We start from the raw sequence: 16,828 nt of genomic DNA, 5'->3' as shown, positions 1-16,828 counted from the left end.
AGATCATGAGCACGCCCCGCTGGCTTACCCCGTCCGAGCAGCGCGCCTGGCGTGCGCATCTGGCCGTCAACAAACTCCTGGAGCATCGGCTCGACCGTGAGCTCCAGGGACTTGGCCTGTCGCTCAACGACTACGAGATCCTGGTCAACCTCTCCGAGAGCGCCAGGCATCGCATGCGGATGAGCGACCTGGCCGATGCCACGTTCCAGTCGCGCAGCAGGCTCTCGCACCAGATCTCCCGCATGGAGTCGGCGGGCCTGGTGGCCAGGGAGCACTGCCGCGACGACCGCAGAGGCACCTGGGCCGTGCTCACCGAAGAGGGCTGGGCGACGATACAGCGCGTGGCGCCGCACCACGTGGCCAGCGTGCGCGAGCACTTCGTCGACCGGCTGACCGGCGACCAGCTCAAGGCCCTTGAGCACGCCTACGCGCCGATCATGGAGCACCTCAAGAGCCTGCGCTGAGGCGTGGCCCCTGAGGCCATACCGATATCGCCGGGCGCGCCGGTGGCGGCCCGGCGCTGGCTACGATCCCAGGCATGCTCAGAAAGCTGCTGCTCCTCCTCGCCCTCGCGCTGATCCCGGCGTGCTCGCCTGGCGGAGGCGGCGACCTGCCGGCCGCCCCCGACCTGCTGGCCAAGGCCGCACAGGCGATGACCTCGGTCAAGTCCGCCGCCTTCTCGATCACGACGGACGGCAAGCCCGCCGTACCCGTGCGCAAGGCCGACGGCAGGCTGACGGCCCAGGGCGACGCCGACGGCACGATCCAGATCGACATCCTCGGCACCACGCAGGAGATGAGCTTCTTCCTGGTCGGCGACACCGTGCACTTCAAGGGCCCGACCGGCGGCTACCAGAAGATGACGCGCAAGGACCTGGCCCAGATCTACGACCCCTCGGCCATCCTCGACCCGGCCAAGGGCCTGCCCCACCTCCTGCGCAGCGCCAAGGACCCGCGTGTCGAAGGCGAGCAGGACGGCGGCTACAAGGTGAGCGCCACCTTCTCCGACCAGACGCTGGCCGCACTCGTGCCCGGACTCGGCCAGGGCGTCACCGGCAGCCTCGTCCTGGACAAGGCCACCAGCAGGCTGACCTCGGTGAGCCTGCCGCTGCAGGGCGGCACCGTGCACGTGCGCCTGTCCGACTACGACGCCGCGGTCCAGATCACCCCGCCCGCCGGCTGATGGCCGCCCCACAGGCCCGCCGCCGGGTCGCGCTCGGCGTCGGCGGCACCGCCGTGCTGCTGGCCGCGCTCGACGCCTACGTGGTCGTCACCGTCCTGGTCGACATCGCCGCCGACGTGGACGTGCCGCTGAACCATCTGGAGCGGGCCACGCCCGTCGTGACCGGCTTCCTGCTGGGCTACATCGCGGCGATGCCGCTGCTCGGCCGCCTGTCCGACTCCTTCGGCAGGCGCCCGCTGATCCACGCGTGCCTGGCCGGGTTCGCGCTCGGCTCCGTGCTCACCGCACTGGCCGCCTCCGTGCCCATGCTGGTGGCCGGTCGCGCGCTGCAGGGCGTGGCGGGAGGCGCCCTGCTGCCGATCACGATGGCCCTGGTCGGCGACCTGTGGGACGACAGGCGCAGACCCGTGGCGCTGGGCGCGGTCGGCGCGGCGCAGGAGCTCGGCAGCGTGCTCGGTCCCCTGTACGGCGCCGCCGTCGCCGCGCTCGTGCCCGCCACGCAGGTGCTGGGCGTGGAGCTCGGCGGCTGGCGTGCCATCTTCTGGCTGAACGTGCCGCTGGCGCTGGCCGCCGCCGTCGCCGTGCAGCGCTCGGTGCCGCCTCCCGGACCCCGTACGGCGTCGGCGGGGCGTTCGGTCGACGTCGTCGGGGGTCTGCTGCTCGCCCTGTGTCTCGGGCTGCTGGTCGCCGGGCTCTACAACCCCGATCCCGCGCATGCCGTCCTGCCCTCGTGGGGTCCGGCCGTACTGGGGTGCGGGGTGCTGGCCGGGGTCGCGTTCGTGTGGTGGGAGGTGCGCACGCCTGTCCGGCTGCTGGACCTGTCCGGTGTGCGCAAGGGGCCGCTGCTGGCCACGCTCGGCGTGAGCTTCCTGAGCGGCGCCGCCCTGCTGGTCACGCTGGTCGACGTGCAACTGGCCGCCCAGACCCTGCTGGGGCTCGACGCGACCGGCGGGGCCCTGGTGCTGTCCAGGTTCCTGCTCGCCCTGACGGTGGCGGCGCTGCTCGGCGGCGTGCTGGTCAGAAGGTACGGCGAGCGGCTCGTCGCGGTCGCCGGGCTGCTGGTCGCGGCGCTCGGCTACGCCCTGATCAGCCGCTGGCCGGTCGATCTGGCCGCCGCCGAGCACTTCGGCCTGCCCGCCATGGACGTCGACCTGGTCGTGGCCGGGCTCGGCCTCGGCCTGGTCATCGCGCCCGTCTCCTCGGCCGTTCTGCGGGCCACGGCCCCGGGCGAGCACGGGGTCGCCTCGTCGGCCGTGGTCGTGGCCAGGATGATGGGCATGCTGCTCGGCGTCGCCGCACTGTCGGCGTGGGGCTTCTACCGGTTCCAGTCGCTGACCGCCCATCTGGACACGCCGCTGCCGATCGGCGTGGAGCCGGCCGTCTATGCCGTGCGGCTGGCCGAGTACCAGGTGAAGGTGACGGCGGCGCTGCATGTCGAGTACACCGAGATCTTCCTCATCACGGCCGTGGTGTGCCTGGCGGGCGCGGCGCTCGCCCTGCTGATGCCCGGCGGCGGGCGGCGGGGCTAGGCGGCGGTCTCGGCGTCGAGCCTGCGGGTGATGAGCAGGAGCACCCTGGCCGCCGTCTCCAGGTCGGCGGCGGGCAGGTCGCCGTAGACCCTGGCGACGACCTCGCCGACCGAGGCCGCGATCTCGTCGTGACGTGCCGTGCCCGTCGGGGTCAGGGCGACCGTCCGCGTGCCGTCGGAGTGGTGCATGAGCCCGGCCGCGCGCAACTCGCCGAGCGCGGCCAGCACCTGCGTGCCCTCGATCTTGAGCGCGCCCGAGATCCTCGCCACCAGCGTCTCGCGGTCGGCCGTGCCGCCCGAGGCGGCGATCAGTTTGAGCGTCACCCATTGCTCCTTCGTGGTCGCGGTCCTGGCCAGGATGCGGTCGAGGATCGGCTTGTGCGCGTTCTCGGCCTGTCCGACGATCTGCGGGTTCAGGGTCGGTGTGGTGGTCATCGTCTCTCCTCGGCTCGCATGTGGCAACGAGTGGATAATGACACCGAGTCTCGTTAGAGAGCAAGTATTGGCTTTCGGCCACCCCGTCCCGATGGCAGGCTGATCCTCATGACCGAGTTCCGCCTGGCCCACACGTCCGCACTCGACGCCGCCACCCGCCAGGCCGTGCGCACCCTGCTCGACGCGGTCTTCGAAGGCGACTTCTCCGACGAGGACTGGGAGCACTGCCTGGGCGGGATGCACGCGCTCGTCTGGGAGGGCGGCGAGCTCGTGGGACACGCGGCGCTCGTCCAGCGGCGGCTCCTGCACGGCCACCGGGCGCTGCGCGCGGGCTACGTGGAGGGAGTCGGCGTGCGGGCCGGCCACAGGAGGCGGGGGCACGCCTCGGCGATGATGGCCGCGCTTGAGCAGGTCCTGCGCGACGCCTACGAGGTGGGTGCGCTGAGCGCCTCGGAGGAGGCGGCCTCGCTCTACGCCGCCCGCGGCTGGGTGGTGTGGAACGGCCCGACCTACGCGCTCACGCCCGACGGCCCCGCCAGGACCGAGGACGACGACGGCGGCGTCTACGTGCTGCCCGGCTCGGCGCCGCTCGACCTGACCGGCGCGCTGAGCGCCGACTGGCGCGAGGGCGACGTCTGGTAGCAGGTGACGTCTGTAGCGGGCACGGAAAATGCCCGCCGACGGATCGGCGGGCATTGTCACGCGCTTTCTACGGCTTCTGGAAATAGAACCGGTAGTTGGCGTCGTCGTGCAGCATCGCCGGTCTGCCGACGTCACTGTCGGCCGGGTATCCCCTGAGTTCGAGTTGCGGGATCGACTGGAAGCCGTATTCGTAGTTCGTCGTGGCCGGATTCCAGGCCCCCTGCGAGAGCCGGTCGTTTTGTCCGTAGTGGAAGGCGTATATCCGGTAGTTGGCGCCGTCGTGCAGCATCGACCACCGCGACCAGTCGGTGTCGGCCGGGAATCCGGTGACGCGCAATGTGGGGATATAGGAGCCGTAAGACCATTGATAGGTCGAGGTGCCCGGCACCCAGATGAACTGATACAGCGTCGTCGGATCGCCGAGACGGCGCAGATAGGCGTGGTAGGCCGAGCCGCTGTGCAGCATGGAGAAGCTGCTCGCATCGGCGTCGGCCGGGATGTTGGTCAAGGTCAGCTGCGGGATGGAGTTGTGCCCGTAGGCATAGGAACTGCCGTTCCAGCCGAACTGGTAGAGCGTGTTGCCGGTGCTCGCCTTGAACGCGTAGAGCCGGTAGTCGGTGCCGTCGTGCAACATGGAGTAGCGCCTGAAGTTCGTGTCGGCGGGCGCGCCGGTAATCGGAATGTTGGGAATCGAGTTGTGGCCGTACTGGTAATACGTGGTGCCGGATACCCAGGCTCCTTGATTGAGAGACGTCATCGGCCCGCCCTTCATGAGTAAACGAACGACTGTGCTCTCCACAAGACTAGGCGCGCACCACGACAATGCAATGGTCAGCGCATTGCCGGGCCGGTATTCCGCGATTAGGTTCTCGCGGAATACCGGCCTTCCTGCCTGCATTATTCGCATTGATGATTTTTGCGGCTTCGATCAGCCGCTCAGCCAGGTCAGCGTGCCGTCGTGACGCAGCAGGACGAGTTCGCCGGGCCCGGTGAACGCCGCCGACGCCACGTCGTCGTGGGTGCGCAGCGTGCGCCCGCCCGCGTCGAGCACCTCGGCCCTGCCGTCGTGCACGAGCACGTAACCGCCCGACGGCGCCGCCCGTACCTGGGCCTCGGTGGCCAGGTCGCGTGACCAGGTCCGCGCTCCGGTGGGCGAGAGGCCGCGCATCGCCGTGTGCGGCGCGCCGGCGGCGTCCTTCCAGCGCGAGAGCAGCACGGCGCCGCCGGGGCCCGCCGCGCACTCCGTGACCACCTCCAGATCGGTCGTGACCGGCGCCGTGCTCCCGCCCCGCGCGAGGAGCACGGGCCTCGGCCCGGCCAGTACGGCCAGCGCGCCGCCCGCCGCCGTGCAGCCACCCCACCACTCGCCCCGCGGCAGCCGGGCGCCCGCCCGCCAGCCTCCGGCGTCGCGGTGCGACCACAGTGCGCCCGTCCCGGTCACGGCCAGCGCGGTGGTGCCGTCGGGGCTCTCGTTCCAGGTCACCGCCGCCGCGTCCGGCACCGGCACCACGGCCTCGCGCCCGTCCGGTCGCAGCAGCCGCAGCCGCCCGCCGTACCCGGGGCCGGGCCCTGGGGCGGGCTCGGCCAGCACGGCGTCGGTGGCCGAGCGGGCCGTGAGCACGCGCCCGGTGGCGGGGAAACCCGCGGGCGGGGCGCCGGGGAGCACCGCGTCCGGGCAGGTCCTCAGGCACACGACCTGGCCGCCCCCGACGACGGCCGCCCGCTCGTGCCACACGCGCTCGCCGTTCCTGCGCACCCCCTCGTAGCGCGCCCTGCCCCCGTCGAACAGCACGGCGCCTTCGGGCGAGACCGCGACCAGCGACCACTCGGGGAGCGGGTCCGGCTGGGCGCATCCGGCCAGGGTCAGGGCCAGGACCACGGCCAGTGCGGCGACGATCCTCATCTGCTCCACCTCCCGTCAGAAAGGACGAATCCCGTCAGAAAGGGCGGAGGGGTGGCACGAGGCCGTGCCACCCCTCCGGGACCCGCGTCAGATGCTGTTGGTCCTGCCGCCGCACCTCGGGTCCGAGCCGCTGCGGTCGAAGACGAAGGTGAAGTCGACATGGACCTTGTCCGACCGCTTCACGCGGACGTTCAGGCTGCGACCGCCGGAGCCGGGCGGGATGTTGTCGCCCGAGGTCCACGACCACACCGTCTTGTCGGGGCGGCCGGACTGGTGCTTGCGGATGCGGAGGTTGACGTTGCTCTTGTTGCGCAGGCCGACGCCGCCCAGGTAGTAGTTGATGCGGTTGAAGATGTCGTAGTTGCCGCTGGTGTAGTAGTAGGCCTTGACACTGCCGTTGTTGCCCCTGGCCGCGTTGCAGCCGCCCGCCAGGTAGGCCGCAGACGAGGTGGCGCCGCTCAGTTCGGCCGCCGAGGCGGTGGTCGCGAGCGTGCCCATGGACAGGGCTGCCGCGGCCACCACGGTGGCCATCCGGATCTTCGTGTTCATCGGTCTTCCTCTCGTTCGTTTGCCGACGACAGGAAGGTAGGCCGGGCGGTGTTGAGGTCGTGTTGAGTCCGCGTCAGGCCGGGGCGAGCAGGCCGAGCGCCTCCTCGCGGCCCCGCTCGTCGCCGAGTTCGCCGAACGCCCCGGCCGCCTCCGCCGCGAGCTCACGGGCCAGCGGCTCGTCGCCTTCGGCCAGGTTGACCCTGGCCAGCGCCAGCACCGCCCTGGCGTCGAGCAGCCCGTCGCCCAGCCGTACGGCGAGCGCGCGGGCCTGCTGGGCGCACTGCCTGGCCTCGGCGGGGAGCGCCCTGGCCAGGTGCGAGGCGGCCAGGGCCAGCAGGGCGTCGGTCCTGCGGTGGCGCTCGCCCAGGTGCTCCAGGTGTGCCGCGGCGGCGGACAGGCGTTCGGCCGCCTCCTCGTGCCTGCCCTGCCTGGCCAGCAGGTCGCCGAGTGCGAGCAGGATCTCCGCCTGGTCGCGTGCGTTGCCCGTCGCCGCCAGGCACGAGGTCAGCGTGCCCTCGGCCGGGCCCGCCTCGCCCCGCTCCATCTGGACCTGAGCCAGCCTGCGTCTGACCTGCGTGACGTCCCTGACGCTGCCCGCCCCGACGAACACACCCAGCGCCGTGCGCAGCCGCTCGTGCGCCGGGTCCCAGCGCCGCTCGGCCCGGTGCAGGTCGCCGAGGTCGCGCAGGATCAGCGCCCGCGCCCTGGCCTCGCCCGTCGCCTCCGCCGCCTCCAGCGCCGTCGACGCGCACGCGCGCCAGTCGTCGAGGAAGCCGTGCCTGTCGAAGTACGGCGTCAGCAGATGCGCCAGCCGCCAGCACGCCTCGTGCAGCCCGGCCTCCCGCAACGCCCCGACCAGGGCGACCAGGAACGAGCGCTCGGCGTGCAGCCAGTCGACCGAGGTACGGATGTCGGTCGTCGCGTGCGCGGTGTGCCGATCGCCCGACACCAGGGTGAACCTGGAGGCCTGCACCATGGCGGTCGCGACGGCCGCCAGATCGGCGAGCGCGCCGCGCACCGCGCGCTCGCCGAGCAGATCGCGGGCGAACAACCTGGTCAGCTCGTGCAGCCGGTAGCGCATCTGCCCGGCGGCGTCCACGCCGTGCGTCTCCAGCAGCCCGGCCTCGACCAGCACCTCGGCATGCCCGCCCGGAGACCCGCCGAACCTGTCGGGCGCCCAGGCGGCGAAATCGGCCGAAGGCAGCGCCCCGAGCAGCCGCAGCGTGCGCCTGGCCGGCTCGGGCAGCCCCTCGTAGCCGATCGACAGCACCCCGCGCAACGTCTGGTCGCCCGCGTGCAGCCCGTCCAGGCGGGCCCGCTCGTCGGCCAGCAGGTCGGCCAGGTAGTCCACCGTCCACTCCGGCCTGGCCGCGAGCCGCGATCCGGCGATGCGCAGGGCGATCGGCAGGCCGCCGCAGATACCGGCCAGCCGTGCGACCTGCCCCCTGGCCGTGTCCCTGTCCTTGCCCGCCACCCTGGTCAGCAGCTCGGCCGCCGCCTCGTCGTCGAGCACGCCGACGGCGATCCTGCTCACGCCGGTCAGCCCGGTGAGCGGCGAGCGGCTGGTCACGACCGTGGGGCCGGCCGTCAGCAGGGGGCGTACCTGCTGTTCGTCGGTGGCGTTGTCGAGCACGACGAGCAGCCGCCGGTTGGCCGCGTAGGTCCGCAGCAGCTGCACCCGGCGCTCCGGATCGGCGGGAACGGCCTGGGCCGGGCAGCCGAGCCAGCGCAGGAAGTCCTCCAGCACGGCGGCCGTCGAGCCGCGTTCGCGCAGATCGGCGTAGAGGATGCCGTCAGGGAAGGCGGCCCTGCTGCGCCAGGCGGCGTGCACGGCCAGCGCCGACTTGCCCACACCGGCCGCGCCGTGCACGACGACGTGCTCGCCGATCACGCACTCCAGCAGGTCGGTCCGGTCGGTGAAGTCGCCCGTGTCCCTGGGCAGCAGGACCGGCGGGCCCGCCGAGACGTGCAGCGAGACGTCGTCGTGCAGCATGCGGTGGTAGAGCAGCTGCACGTCCGGGTCCGGCTCGATGGCGTGGCCCTCGTCCAGCTCGGCGCGCAGCCTCTCGTAGGCGTCGAGCGCGTCGACCCTGCGCCCGCTGCGGTACAACGCCAGCATGTGGCAGGCGCGGAAGCGCTGCCAGCGGGGATGCTCGGCGACCAGGCCGCGCAGCTCGGGCAGCACCTCCCGGTGCCGGCCCGCCTCCAGGTCGAGCCCGATGCGGTGGTCGAGGGCGAGCAGGCGCAGTTCCTCCAGCTCCTCGCGCAGCCTCGCGGTGCCTGACCAGCGGCCCGCTTCGGGGTCGACGTCGGCGAGCGCCGGGCCGCGCCACAGGGCGAGCGCCTCCACCAGGTCGTCGTAGCCGCCCCTGGCCACCAGCCTCCTGAACCGGTCGGCGTCGAGCTGCCCCTCCTCGACGGCCAGTGTGTACGTCCCGGCCCTGGTGGTGATCACGTCGGTGCCGACGAGCTGTCGCAGGCGTCCCACATAGCCGCGTACGAGCGAGTCCGAACGTTCGCCGTCCTCGTGCGGCCACAGCAGCGCGCGTAATCGCTCGACGGTCAGCGGCCTTCGCGGGTTGAGCAGGAACATCGCCAGCAGGTCGCGATGCTTGGGCGCGGTAGGGGTGCGATCCTCGGCGCCGTCCAGCACCTCTAGCGCGCCCATGATCCGGAATTCCATGAGTTCCTACGGATTTCTCGGTAATCCAGCAGATGATCGTTTGATCGACAAGAATTCCATATCTGATGCTTCCTCTTACTCCTTCTGACCCTCAGCGGTTGGGACGATACTGGCTGGCCGGTCGCCTCGGCGCCGGCGGTCAGGGCGTGGTCTACGAGGGCTATGGCGAGAGCGGCAGGCGCGTCGCGGTCAAGGTGCCGCGCGCGGGTGACCCCGACACCAGGGCCCGCCTGGTCAGGGAGGCCGAAGCCGCGGCCAAGGTGGCCTCCTTCTGCACGGCGAAGGTCATCGAGGCGGGCGAGGACTTCATCGTCAGCGAGTACGTCGCCGGTCCCGACCTGCGCCGCGTCATCACCGAGGACGGCCCCTACGGCGAGGACGCGCTGCGCCGCCTGGCCATCGGGGCGGCGACCGCGCTGACCGCCATCCACCAGGCCGGGATCGTGCACCGCGACCTGAAGCCGGACAACATCATCCTCAGCCCCGAAGGCCCCCGGGTGATCGACTTCGGCATCGCCAGACAGGCCGGGCCGACCACGACCGGCCCGCTGATGGGCACGCCCAACTACACCGCGCCCGAGGTCTACGCCGGTCACGGCGCGAGCGCCGCCTCCGACGTGTGGGCGTGGGGCCTGGTCGTGCTGTTCGCCGCCACCGGGCACGACGCCGTGCCCGGTGAGACGCCCATGGCCGCCGCGACGCAGGTGATCGGCTTCAGGCCCGACCTCGGCGACCTGGCCGAGCCCCTGCGCGGCCTGGTCGCCGCCGCGCTCGTCCGCGACCCGGCCAAGCGGCCTTCGGCCAGGGCGCTGCTGCTCGGCCTGCTCGGCGGGCAGGACGGCGAATGGCTGCTCGACGAGGGCGGCAACGCCGCCGCCGCCCTGCGCGGCCCCGCCGAGCCCGACCTCGGCACGGTCGCCGAAGACCTCTACGCCGAACTGTCGGAGGGCGAGCGCGCCGCCGCCCCCGACGTGTTCCTGCGCATGATCGACGGCGACGAGACGATCAGGAAGGTCCCCTCGGCCGAGCTCACCGGCTCCCCCGCCACCGCGTCCCTGCTCACCGTGTACGGCGCCGCCGGGCTGGTCGCATCGGACGCCGACGCCTCCACCTATGTGCTGGCCGCCCCGGCGCTGGCCCAGGCGTGGCCCCGGTTGCGCCGGTGGGTCGCCGACAACCGTGACAGCCTGCCCGTGCACCGGAGCCTGACCGAGGCGGCGCTGTTCTGGGACGGGCATCGCCGCAAACCGGGCGATCTGCTGCAGGGCTCACGCCTGGACCGCACGCTGCGCTGGGCGGCGACCGAGCGCAGGGACATCGTCCTGCTCGACGTCGAGCGTGAGTTCCTCGACGCCGCCGCGGCCCAGGGCAGGCGTCGCTCGCGGCGCAGGGGGCTGCTGGCCGCCGTGCTCGCCGTCCTTCTGGTGGCGACGCTCGGCGGGCTGGCCCTGGCCGAGTATCGGCGCGGGGTGTCGGACCGCCAGCGCGACGAGGCCATGGCGGAGTCGCTCGCCGTACGGTCGGAGGGGTTGCGTGACAGTGATCCCCGGCTGGCGATGCAGCTCAGTGTCGCCGCGTGGCGGCTGGCGCCCACGCAGGCCACCACGCTCGGCGCGTTGCAGGGCTCGCTCGCCCAGCGCCGGGTGGAGCTGTTCACCGATCCGGACGTGAGCGCGGGCACCGCCTACGCACTCGGCCGCGACGGGCGGGTGCTGGCCGCCGTGCTGCGCGGCAGGGTGCGGCTGTGGAGCGTGCCCGAACAGCGTGAGATCGGCTCGTTCACCGGCGCCGATCCCGATGTGAGCCAGGCCGCGCTCAGCCCCGACGGCCGCCTGCTGGCCCTGCACTCGCCCACGGGCGTGCGGCTGTGGGACGTGCGCACGGGCACACCGCTCGGCGCCTCCTTCGCCTCCGGCGGCGACGGGGACATCAGCGGGCTGCGTTTCGACCCCACCGGGCGACTGCTCGGCGTGCCGGACCAGGACAAGATCGGCTGGTGGGACGTGCGCACGCGCTCCCGCTCGCCGTACGACGCGGTCAGTGCCGACGGCACGACCGGGGTGGTCGTCGGCAGGGGCGACGGCAAGGCCGAGCTGTGGGACCTGCGTAAGAACACCAGGATCGAGGTCGCCTCGATGCCGTTGAAGGAGGACGTCAGGTGGGCGGAGTTCAACGGCACCACGCTGGCGCTGATCGAGTTCCTCCAGGAGCGGTCCAACGAGCGGCTGCGGATGTTCTCCGTTCCGTCGGGCGATCCGCTGCCGGGCGACGGGGCGGGAGGCGCGACCGACGTCGGTGACATCGGTCCGCAACTGGTGTTCGGCCGCGGCGGCTCCCTGATGGCCACCTGGGAGGACAGGCACCTGCTCGTCATGCGCACGGGCGACGGACAGGTCCTGTTCAGCCATGTGTTCGCCGACAATCTGAGCGCGGCGCGCTTCGACGAGGCGGCCGGGCAGCTCCGGCTGCTCACCGAGGACGGGCAGGTCGTCACCCTCGACCTCGCCTCCGACCTGGCCAGGCCGATCAGCGCCTTTCCCCCGGACGGCACCGTCAGGCTCGGGCCGGGCGGCCGGGCACTGGCCGTGCACGCGGGCGGCAAGGCGTGGCTGTGGGACGTCGCGCAGGCGGCCCCCATCGGCATGCCGGTGGCCGCGCCCGGCGACGTGCTGGCCTTCTCCAGGAACGGCGCCAGGGTCGCCGCCGGTGGCGAGCGCGAGGTCGTCGTGCTGGACAGTGCGAGCGGCCGTGTGGTGCACAGGGTGGACGTGGCCGAGAAGGAGGTACGCCAGGTCATCGGGCTCGCGCTGAACGCCGACGGCTCCCGGCTGGCCGTCGCGGGGCACGGCGAGTCGGAGCGGACCTGGCTCGAACTGCACGACCTGGTACGCGGCACGACGACCGCCTCGCCTGTCGACGGGTCCGACCACATGGACTTCAGTCCGGACGGGCGGCTGCTGGTGGCCGGGTACTTCCCCGAGGTCAGCCTGGCCGATCCCGTCACGGGGGCGGCCGTCGAGCGGCCCGGCGGGTCGAGCAGCCTGGCCGACGGGCCGTACGAGTTCGCGCCCGACGGGCGCAGGGTGGCGATCGGGATGAGCGACGCCCCCGCGGTGTGGGACTCGCGTTTCGGGGGGCCCGTGGGTGCGCCGTTCATGTCCGTGCCCGACGCGCTTCCCGCTCTGATGGCGTGGTCGCCTGATGGCCTCCGGCTCGCCACCTATGAGCAGGGCGATCGGATCAGGCTGTGGGACGTGCCGTCCGGGCGGCCGATCGCCCTGGTCCGCGACGCGTGGGGCGTCATGGAGGGCTTCGGCTCCGACGCCTCCATGGCCTTCAGCGCCGACGGGCGCACCCTGATCGTCGCCACGCCCGACGGCGTCGTGCGCCGCCATCCCCTGGACGGCCCACGCCTGGCCTCGGCCGTCTGCGCCCGCGCGGGCACGCCCCTGACCGAGGCCGAGTGGCGCGTACACGTCCAGGGCATCGAGCCGATGCGCGTGTGCTGAGCGCCTTGAGGCGGGACATGTCGGGTGCGTCAGGCCGATGCGGGAGCGGGCCGAGCGGCCGGGACACGGGGCCCGGGCGCGCTCACCGCACGCCCGGGCCTCCGGCTACTTCCTGGACTTGGCGGCGCCGCCGTCGCGCTTCTTCTTCTCGCGGATCTTCATCGTGACCTCGATCGGCGATCCGGCGAAGCCGAACTCCTCGCGGATACGGCGTTCGATGAAGCGGCGATAGGTGTCCTCGAGCCAGCCCGAGGTGAACAGCACGAACTTGGGCGGCTCCGTCGACGCCTGCGTGGCGAAGAGGATCTTCGGCTGCTTGCCGCCGCGCACGGGCGGCGGGGTGGCCTGGACGAGCTCGGTGAGGAAGGCGTTGAGCCGCGAGGTGGGCACCCGGGTGCACCAGGAGTCGAGCGCCTTCTCGATCGCGGGCACCAGCCGGTCCATGTGCCTGCCGGTCTTGGCGGAGATGTTGACGCGCAGGGCCCACGGGGTGCGGACGAGCTGGCGGTCGATCTCCTTCTCCAGGTAGTAGCGCCTGTCCTCGTCGACGAGGTCCCACTTGTTGAACGCCACCACCATGGCACGGCCGGACTCGATCACCAGGCTGATGATGCGCAGGTCCTGCTCGGTGAGCACCTCGCTGGCGTCGATCAGCACGATCGCCACCTCGGCCCGCTCCAGTGCGGCGCGGGTGCGCATGGCGGCGTAGTAGTCGGCGCCCTGCAGCTCGCGGTCGCGGCGGCGGATCCCGGCGGTGTCGATGAAGCGCCACGTCGTGCCGCCGAGGTCGATCAGCTCGTCGACCGGGTCGCGCGTCGTGCCCGCCATCGGGTCGACCAGCACGCGCTCCTCGCCCGCCAGGCGGTTGAGCAGCGAGGACTTGCCGACATTCGGCTTGCCGAGCAGGGCGACACGGCGTGGGCCGCGCTCGGTGCCGAACCGCTGGGCCGGGGTCTCGGGCAGCGCGTTGAGCACGACGTCGAGCAGGTCGCCCGACGAGCGGCCGTGCAGGGCCGAGACCGGGTGCGGCTCACCGAGGCCCAGCGCCCAGAGGTAACTGGCCTCCAGCTCCATCTGCTGGTTGTCGACCTTGTTGGCGGCCAGGATGACCGGCTTGCCGGACTGGCGCAGCACCGCGCCGACGGTCTCGTCGGCATCGGTGACGCCCACGACCGCGTCGACGACGAACAGGATCACGTCGGCGAGCTCGACCGCCACCTGGGCCTGCTCGGCGATGCGCAGTGCCATGCCGGTGGCGTCGGGGTCCCAGCCGCCGGTGTCGACGACGGTGAAGCGACGGCCTCGCCAGGTCGCGTCGTAGGTGACGCGGTCGCGGGTCACGCCCGGCACGTCCTCCACGACGGCCTCGCGGCGGCCGATGATGCGGTTGACCAGTGTCGACTTGCCGACATTCGGCCTGCCGACGATGGCGAGCACGGGGACGGGGCCGCTCGTGCCCTCCTCCTCGTCGCGCTCGTCGACGCCGAGCTCGGCCAGCTCGGCCTCGAACCAGCCCGCGTCGTCGCCGTCGTCGAAGCTAAAATCTTCCCCCGCTGTCACGATATTTCGTCCTTTGAGTACCGCGCCTGATCGTCAGGCGCGCTCCTTGATCAATCTCACCACCGCGGCGATCACCTCATCGAGGTCGAGCGCCGTGGTGTCGAGCTCGACGGCGCCATCCGCCATCGAGAGTGGATCCGTCTTACGGGTCGAGTCCAGGGTGTCACGCCTGGCCATGGCGGCCTGCTGCGCCTCGACCGTGGTGCCTTCGAGCTCCGCCGTGCGCCTGGCCGCGCGGGCCTCGGCGCTGGCGGTCAGGTAGATCTTCACCGGCGCGCCCGGCGCGACGGCGGTGCCGATGTCACGGCCCTCGACGACGATGTCGCCCGAGCCGATGATCTCGCGCTGCAGGGCGACCAGCCTGGCCCTGACCTCGGGCACGGCGGCGACGAGCGAGACGGCGCCCGTCACCTCCGAACTGCGGATGGGCCCGGCGACGTCGACGCCGTCGACCGCGATGGTCGGGCCGTCCGGGTCGGTGCCCGAGACCAGCTCGGGCTCGGCCGCCTTGGCCGCGACGGCGGCCTGGTCGGCCAGGTCGACGCCGCACTGGAGCATCCACCAGGTGATCGCACGATACTGCGCGCCGGTGTCGAGGTAACGCAGGCCCAGTGCGCGGGCGACGCCACGCGAGGCGCTCGACTTGCCCGATCCCGAAGGACCGTCCATGGCGACGACCAGTGCGGTCAAGGCCCTCTCCCTCTCAGCGATTACCGTCGATGCTCCAACCTCACGAGGTTACCGCCTCACGGACCATGACCGTCCCGGGCTTCGGCAGGCGGGCGCCGTTCAGTCCGACACCCAGCTCCCGTGGAAGCCGAGCGGCACCCTGACCGGCAGGTGCACACGGGCGACGGCCGGACCGGTGACGTCGCGGGCCGAGAGGATCACCAGATCGGCCGCTCCCCGCTCGGGGTCGTTGACCAGCGTCATCACATAGCCGTCGTCCTCGCCCTCGCTCTCGCCCGACGGCACGAAGACCGGCTCCCCCACGTACGCGCCTCGGCCGAACTGCCTGCTCTCCTGGGAGCCGGTCAGCAGGTCGTGCTTGATGAGGGTGTTGTCGAACGCCTCGTCGGGCAGCCGGTCGAGCTCGACCCCCCGGTAGGCGATGTCGTCGAGCGCGCGCGTCGCCACCGTGTACCCGTAGCGGTGACGCCTGCCGACCAGCCGCTCGTCCATGCGCGGGAACTCCTGCGCCCGGTCGTCGAGCCTGCTCTCGCTCACCTTCCCGCTGGGCACGTCGATCCGCCACCGGTCGAGGGTGGGCCTGGCGCCGGTCTCCAGCGCGGTGTCCAGGAAGTGGTGGTCGTAGCGCACGGCGTCGACCACGACCTGGTCGCCGTCGTCGTAGGCGTTGAGCGTGTGGAAGATCCAGCACGGATCGCTGTCCACCCAGCGCACCTCGCCGCCCGCGCGCGGGAGCAGCCCGATGCGCGAGGCATGCCCGGGATTCCAGGAGTACGGCAGCGGCCTGCCCTCGGCCGCCGCCTCCATGTCGAAGGTGACCGGCAGGTCGAACAGCACCACATAGCGCTCGGTCAGCGCGAAGTCGTGCACCATCGGCGCGTCGGGCACCGGGATGTCCACGGTCCTGGCGACCACGCCGGAGGCGTCGATCACGACGTACTGGTGATGCTCCCAGCCGAAGAAGTACGCCACCGTGTGCAGTTCCCCGGTCGCCGGGTCGACCTTGGTGTGCGCACTCAGCCCGCCGGGCAGCGTGCCGCCGAAGTCGCACGGCCCGACGGTCTCCAGCTCCTCGGTCAGCTCGTACGGCCTGGGCCCGGCCTCGACCAGCGCGAGAGTACGTCCGGCATGACCGATCACGTGGGTGTTGGCGGAGAAGTCGAAGTCGGCGTGCAGCGGGCCCTTCGGCCACGGCTCGCCGAGCGCCTCGGCGACGACGGAGCTGCGCACCCAGCGATTGCGGTACCACTCGGCCTTGCCGTCGCGCAGCCGTACCCCGTGCACCATGCCGTGGCCGACGAACAGGTGACCGGTGCTGGGGTCGTCCAGGCCCAGGGGGTTGGGGCCGTTGCGCAGGTAGCGGCCGGACAGTTCGGCCGGGATGCGACCGGTCACCGGCAGGTCGTGTGCGGTGATCTCCTCCGACACCGGGGTGAAGGCGCCGCGGAAGGGGGTCGTGGTCATGGCGTGCTCCTTGCGTGAGCCGGGTCTGACGGGCGGGGCTCTGGCCTGTACGCGGAGACGACGGCGGTGCACAGGACGAGGTAGCGCTCCTCCGCGACGTCCCGGGCGACGTATCCGGCCAGTTCGAGGCTGACGGCGCCGTGTATGGCCATCCAGACGAGGTCGGCGATCTCGGCCGCGTCGCCGCCGCGCAGCCGTCCCTGTGCGAGGCAGGCGGTGACCGCCGCCTCCAGGATCAGGAAGGAGGCGCGCGACCTGGAGGCGCTGTCCGGGCTAGGGACGAAGCCCGGGATGGCGTTCTGGAACATCACCCGGTAGTAGTCGGGCTGGGCGAGCGCGTAGTCGCGGTAGGCGACGCCGAGCTGCGTCAGGTGCTCCAGGGGGTCGTCGTCGCCAGGAACGCCCCTGAGCGCCCGGTCGAACCCGGCGAACCCTTCGAGCCACACCGCCTCGGCCAGGCCGTCCTTGCCGCCGAACAGCGTGTAGATGACCTTGGTCGAGCATCCGGCCTCGCCCGCGATCCTGCGCACGGTCAGCGCAGCGGGTCCCTCGGTGGTGAGCAGGCGCACGGCGGTGTCCAGGATCGCGGCGCGCACGGCGCCCTGACCGGCCTGCTGAGCCTGCTGGTACGCGGTGGTCGTCATGGGCGGGCAACACCGTTTCTCGTCGGTAACGCTGTTAC

General features: G+C 72.2%; 14 protein-coding genes. 5 read left to right on the top strand and 9 right to left on the bottom strand.

All coding sequences use genetic code 11. The annotated features are described in order from the left end of the window. Nucleotides 1-5: 5 nt before the first annotated feature. The 3 genes from ACTWNK_RS15935 to ACTWNK_RS15925 all read left to right on the top strand — a co-directional run bounded on the left by ACTWNK_RS15935 (nucleotide 6) and on the right by ACTWNK_RS15925 (nucleotide 2,712). Nucleotides 6-464, top strand: a complete 459-nt coding sequence (locus ACTWNK_RS15935) for a MarR family winged helix-turn-helix transcriptional regulator (protein WP_474304742.1) — start codon at nucleotides 6-8, stop codon at nucleotides 462-464. Nucleotides 465-538: 74 nt separating this feature from the next. Further along, on the top strand, nucleotides 539-1,183 hold the full coding sequence (locus tag ACTWNK_RS15930; RefSeq protein ID WP_474304741.1) for an LppX_LprAFG lipoprotein: 645 nt from the start codon (nucleotides 539-541) through the stop codon (nucleotides 1,181-1,183). Beyond that, nucleotides 1,183-2,712, top strand: a complete 1,530-nt coding sequence (locus tag ACTWNK_RS15925; RefSeq protein ID WP_474304740.1) for an MFS transporter — start codon at nucleotides 1,183-1,185, stop codon at nucleotides 2,710-2,712. Before ACTWNK_RS15930 ends, ACTWNK_RS15925 begins: the two co-directional genes overlap by 1 nt. On the opposite strand, the gene ACTWNK_RS15920 is transcribed toward ACTWNK_RS15925, so the two are convergent. Beyond that, entirely contained in the window at nucleotides 2,709-3,146 is a 438-nt protein-coding gene (locus tag ACTWNK_RS15920; RefSeq protein WP_474304739.1) for a hypothetical protein, read from the bottom strand. The genes ACTWNK_RS15925 and ACTWNK_RS15920 overlap by 4 nt on opposite strands. 108 nt (nucleotides 3,147-3,254) lie before the next feature. Here ACTWNK_RS15920 and ACTWNK_RS15915 point away from each other — a divergent pair, with 108 nt between their 5' ends. Beyond that, nucleotides 3,255-3,788, top strand: coding sequence for a GNAT family N-acetyltransferase (locus ACTWNK_RS15915; RefSeq protein ID WP_474304738.1), 534 nt, complete (start codon nucleotides 3,255-3,257; stop codon nucleotides 3,786-3,788). Between the two features lie 67 nt (nucleotides 3,789-3,855). Here ACTWNK_RS15915 and ACTWNK_RS15910 read toward each other — a convergent pair whose 3' ends face one another. From ACTWNK_RS15910 to ACTWNK_RS15895, 4 genes are all read right to left on the bottom strand, one after another. After that, entirely contained in the window at nucleotides 3,856-4,686 is an 831-nt protein-coding gene (locus ACTWNK_RS15910) for a hypothetical protein (RefSeq protein WP_474304737.1), read from the bottom strand. Between the two features lie 30 nt (nucleotides 4,687-4,716). Further along, nucleotides 4,717-5,691 carry a hypothetical protein gene (locus ACTWNK_RS15905; RefSeq protein WP_474304736.1) on the bottom strand — a complete coding sequence of 325 codons (975 nt, stop codon included), beginning with the start codon at nucleotides 5,689-5,691 and terminating at the stop codon, nucleotides 4,717-4,719. An 87-nt stretch (nucleotides 5,692-5,778) separates the two neighbouring features. Further along, complete coding sequence (locus ACTWNK_RS15900; protein ID WP_474304735.1) at nucleotides 5,779-6,240, bottom strand: hypothetical protein; 462 nt, start codon at nucleotides 6,238-6,240, stop codon at nucleotides 5,779-5,781. A gap of 73 nt (nucleotides 6,241-6,313) precedes the next feature. After that, complete coding sequence (locus ACTWNK_RS15895; RefSeq protein WP_474304734.1) at nucleotides 6,314-8,923, bottom strand: AfsR/SARP family transcriptional regulator; 2,610 nt, start codon at nucleotides 8,921-8,923, stop codon at nucleotides 6,314-6,316. 98 nt (nucleotides 8,924-9,021) lie between these two features. On the opposite strand from ACTWNK_RS15895, the gene ACTWNK_RS15890 reads away from it, so the two are divergent. Continuing rightward, entirely contained in the window at nucleotides 9,022-12,432 is a 3,411-nt protein-coding gene (locus ACTWNK_RS15890) for a protein kinase domain-containing protein (protein WP_474304732.1), read from the top strand. Between the two features lie 105 nt (nucleotides 12,433-12,537). On the opposite strand, the gene der is transcribed toward ACTWNK_RS15890, so the two are convergent. The 4 genes from der to ACTWNK_RS15870 form a co-directional block, all read right to left on the bottom strand. Then, entirely contained in the window at nucleotides 12,538-13,929 is a 1,392-nt protein-coding gene (gene der / locus ACTWNK_RS15885) for a ribosome biogenesis GTPase Der (protein ID WP_474310928.1), read from the bottom strand. Nucleotides 13,930-14,025: 96 nt separating this feature from the next. Continuing rightward, nucleotides 14,026-14,661: a (d)CMP kinase gene (cmk, locus tag ACTWNK_RS15880; RefSeq protein WP_474310926.1), complete on the bottom strand. Its 636-nt coding sequence runs from the start codon at nucleotides 14,659-14,661 to the stop codon at nucleotides 14,026-14,028. A 120-nt stretch (nucleotides 14,662-14,781) separates the two neighbouring features. Continuing rightward, complete coding sequence (locus ACTWNK_RS15875; protein ID WP_474304731.1) at nucleotides 14,782-16,146, bottom strand: carotenoid oxygenase family protein; 1,365 nt, start codon at nucleotides 16,144-16,146, stop codon at nucleotides 14,782-14,784. After that, nucleotides 16,143-16,790: a TetR/AcrR family transcriptional regulator gene (locus ACTWNK_RS15870; protein WP_474304730.1), complete on the bottom strand. Its 648-nt coding sequence runs from the start codon at nucleotides 16,788-16,790 to the stop codon at nucleotides 16,143-16,145. The genes ACTWNK_RS15875 and ACTWNK_RS15870 overlap by 4 nt, the downstream gene beginning before the upstream one ends. Nucleotides 16,791-16,828: the final 38 nt, after the last annotated feature.

The organism is Nonomuraea sp. IBHARD001 (assembly GCF_056106265.1).
This window is presented reverse-complemented; position numbering and strand designations above follow the sequence as displayed.

What these genes read in the sequence shown, in the direction of transcription:
- ACTWNK_RS15935 (WP_474304742.1), top strand. Translation starts at nt 6, where the DNA reads ATGAGCACGCCCCGCTGGCTTACCCCGTCCGAGCAGCGCGCCTGGCGT.
- ACTWNK_RS15930 (WP_474304741.1), top strand. Translation starts at nt 539, where the DNA reads ATGCTCAGAAAGCTGCTGCTCCTCCTCGCCCTCGCGCTGATCCCGGCG.
- ACTWNK_RS15925 (WP_474304740.1), top strand. Translation starts at nt 1,183, where the DNA reads ATGGCCGCCCCACAGGCCCGCCGCCGGGTCGCGCTCGGCGTCGGCGGC.
- ACTWNK_RS15920 (WP_474304739.1), bottom strand. Translation starts at nt 3,146, where the DNA reads ATGACCACCACACCGACCCTGAACCCGCAGATCGTCGGACAGGCCGAG.
- ACTWNK_RS15915 (WP_474304738.1), top strand. Translation starts at nt 3,255, where the DNA reads ATGACCGAGTTCCGCCTGGCCCACACGTCCGCACTCGACGCCGCCACC.
- ACTWNK_RS15910 (WP_474304737.1), bottom strand. Translation starts at nt 4,686, where the DNA reads ATGCAGGCAGGAAGGCCGGTATTCCGCGAGAACCTAATCGCGGAATAC.
- ACTWNK_RS15905 (WP_474304736.1), bottom strand. Translation starts at nt 5,691, where the DNA reads ATGAGGATCGTCGCCGCACTGGCCGTGGTCCTGGCCCTGACCCTGGCC.
- ACTWNK_RS15900 (WP_474304735.1), bottom strand. Translation starts at nt 6,240, where the DNA reads ATGAACACGAAGATCCGGATGGCCACCGTGGTGGCCGCGGCAGCCCTG.
- ACTWNK_RS15895 (WP_474304734.1), bottom strand. Translation starts at nt 8,923, where the DNA reads ATGGAATTCCGGATCATGGGCGCGCTAGAGGTGCTGGACGGCGCCGAG.
- cmk (WP_474310926.1), bottom strand. Translation starts at nt 14,661, where the DNA reads ATGGACGGTCCTTCGGGATCGGGCAAGTCGAGCGCCTCGCGTGGCGTC.
- ACTWNK_RS15875 (WP_474304731.1), bottom strand. Translation starts at nt 16,146, where the DNA reads ATGACCACGACCCCCTTCCGCGGCGCCTTCACCCCGGTGTCGGAGGAG.
- ACTWNK_RS15870 (WP_474304730.1), bottom strand. Translation starts at nt 16,790, where the DNA reads ATGACGACCACCGCGTACCAGCAGGCTCAGCAGGCCGGTCAGGGCGCC.